Annotated in this window: 4 protein-coding genes; 1 reads left to right on the top strand and 3 read right to left on the bottom strand. The window is 59.7% G+C overall.

From position 1 onward, the window contains the following. The first annotated feature begins 119 nt into the window (after nucleotides 1–119). Nucleotides 120–692, top strand: coding sequence for a TVP38/TMEM64 family protein (locus tag A3730_RS18735; RefSeq protein ID WP_063519894.1), 573 nt, complete (start codon nucleotides 120–122; stop codon nucleotides 690–692). Between the two features lie 193 nt (nucleotides 693–885). On the opposite strand, the gene A3730_RS18730 is transcribed toward A3730_RS18735, so the two are convergent. The 3 genes from A3730_RS18730 to A3730_RS18720 all read right to left on the bottom strand — a co-directional run. After that, nucleotides 886–1,122, bottom strand: a complete 237-nt coding sequence (locus tag A3730_RS18730) for a DUF2789 domain-containing protein (RefSeq protein ID WP_063519888.1) — start codon at nucleotides 1,120–1,122, stop codon at nucleotides 886–888. 198 nt (nucleotides 1,123–1,320) lie between these two features. After that, on the bottom strand, nucleotides 1,321–1,707 hold the full coding sequence (locus A3730_RS18725) for a RidA family protein (protein WP_063519889.1): 387 nt from the start codon (nucleotides 1,705–1,707) through the stop codon (nucleotides 1,321–1,323). Between the two features lie 150 nt (nucleotides 1,708–1,857). Further along, nucleotides 1,858–2,509 (bottom strand): ACT domain-containing protein (locus A3730_RS18720; RefSeq protein WP_369819094.1); only part of this gene is annotated, 652 nt, incomplete at its 5' end.

The following is a 2,509-nucleotide window of genomic DNA, read 5'->3' as shown; positions in this document are numbered from 1 at the left end:
ACTTTCAACTTTCAACTTTCAACTTTCAACTTGAAACCCCTCCCCCTTCACGTTTTGCTGGCCGTGCCAGCTTACACTGTCCATAGTGCAAGGCAGGAAAAGGCGGAACGGTTGTGATCATGACACTTTCTCTGGGGCGTTACCGGCGGCTGATCATGTTGGCCATGGTGCTGGCGCTGGTCCTGATTACCGTGGAACTGACGGGCCTGCGTGAGCAGCTGTCGGTGTCGTTCCTGCGCGCGCAACTGGAGGCCAATCCGGTTTCCGGTTTCATTGCCTTTGTGGTGGTCTTCGTGATCGGCAACCTGATTCAGCTGCCCGGCTGGATCTTTCTGGCGGCGGCCATCCTGGCGCTGGGAACGGTGATGGGCGGACTGGCGACCTATGTGGCCGCCTGTGTGTCCTGCCTGGTGACCTATGTGCTGGTGCGCGGTCTCGGCGGCAGTGCCCTGCGGGATATACAGAGCCCCCTCGCCAGGAAGATTCTGGCACGGCTGGACAGCCACCCGGTGCGCAGTGTCGCCTTGCTGCGTTTGTTGTTTCAGACCATGCCGGCGTTGAATTACACGTTGGCGCTCAGCGGGGTGAAGCTACGCCATTACATGCTTGGCACGCTGATTGGCTTGCCGGTGCCGCTGCTGCTTTATTGCATCTTCTTCGACCGAATACTGCTGCTGTTACCGATCGGGTAAGGCCGGACACATGGCCTGCCGCAGGGGCCCGCCTGCAGGCGATCCGAGCCCAAGCGAGGTAAGGATTCCAGAAGCGAGTTTCGAGTAACGAGTTTCGAAAATCTAACAGCGACGACCAGGCCCCGGGGTTGGGGTTTTGCCTTTCGCAACTTGTTACTCGATCCTTGCCTTGCCCAGGCCCGAAGCTGCCCTTTCAATGCCTCAACAGCGCACTCAACGAATCCACCACTTCCGCCCACTCCGCGTCTTCGCGAACCGCCTCGGCGAGAAATCGTGCCTGGGATTCATTCCAGAACGGTGCCTGATGCAGGTGCATGCTGTCGGTGAGTGTGCCGCCATGCTGGTGGATGAAGTCTTCAATATCGGGATCGCTGCTGGCCAGCCCGAGCTGATCAAACAGGGCGTTGAGGTCGTGGGTCGCGGTATCCATATCGCTCTCCCTTATGTTGCGAAAATAAGGTTGCCAGAATAAGTGTTGCGAGATTAACGCAGGCGCACATCTGTCCGCCCACCGTCTGTTCGATGGTGCGCTTTTAAAGCCGCCCTGTCTCCCCTCCTTTCGGAGGGCGGCACCAACAAAAACGCCCGCACAAGGGCGGGCGTGTTGCATGAAGCGTGGTGCGTGGGGTCAGGCAATATCCAGGATGCCGTCCATTTCCACGCCGGCGCCTTTAGGTAGTGCCGCCACGCCGATGGCCGCCCGAGCCGGGTAAGGCTGGGTGAAATGCCGTGCCATTACCTCGTTGACCAGCGCAAAGTGGCTCAGGTCGGTGAGGAAGATATTCAGTTTCACGATGTCCTGCAGGCTGCCGCCTGCGGCTTCGCACACCGCGATCAGGTTGGAAAACACCTGCTCGATCTGCGCCTCCATGTCGCCTTCAACCAGCTCCATGGTTTCCGGCACCAGCGGAATCTGGCCGGACAGATACACGGTGGAGCCTGCCTTGATGGCCTGGGAATAGGTGCCAATGGCTTGCGGAGCCTTGTCGGTGCTGATTACGGAATGGTTGGACATGATGTGTTCTTCGTCAGTTATGCCCCCGGCCACGGCCAGCAGGCGAAAAAAGGGAAGCGGCTATGCTTGCACGGGTTAATACCTGCACGCAATAGCGCGGAGAAACCGCCAAGAGTGCCTTGGCATGTTGCGTGAGGGGTGCTGCGTTTATCAAAGCCGGTGGATGCGGACGATGCTGTCCAGGGTGCGCAGTTTCTTGATGATGCGGGCCAGGTGGATGCGGTCTTTTACCGTCATGGTCACGTTCAGGGTCGTGAGGGTGGGGTCTTTTTCCGCCATATCGATGGTGTCGATGTTGGAGCCCAGTTCCGACACGCTGTTGGCCAGGGTAGCGAGCACGCCGCGCTTGTTGATCAGCTCGATGCGCAGGGCGGCGGTGAATTCCTGCTCTACCTGTTTGTCCCAGCTTAGCGCGATGCATTTTTCCGGCGCATTGCGCATTTCCGCCAGCAGGTTTTTGCAGGTATCACGGTGGACTACGATGCCGCGCCCGGCACTCAGGTGGCCGATGATGGTATCGCCGGGCAGCGGGCAGCAGCACTTGGCGTAGCTAACCATCAGGCCTTCGCTGCCACGAATGGCCAGTGGTCGGCGGTCATCTTCGTGCTGGCGCTCGTCGTCATCGCGAGCGCCGGCCAGCTTGCGCGCCACCAGTGGTGCCAGGCGGTTGCCCATGCCGATATCTTCCAGCAGGTCGTCCAGCTCCACATAGCCGTTGCCGGCCAGCTCGCTGACCACTCGCTCAATGGGCAGATCGTCCAGGCCCATGTCGTAGCTGTGCAGGGCTTTCTCCAGTAGCCGC

The sequence above is a fragment of the Alcanivorax sp. HI0044 genome (assembly GCF_001634945.1).
Note: the sequence above shows the minus strand (reverse complement) of the source record. Positions and strands in the feature narration are given on the sequence as shown.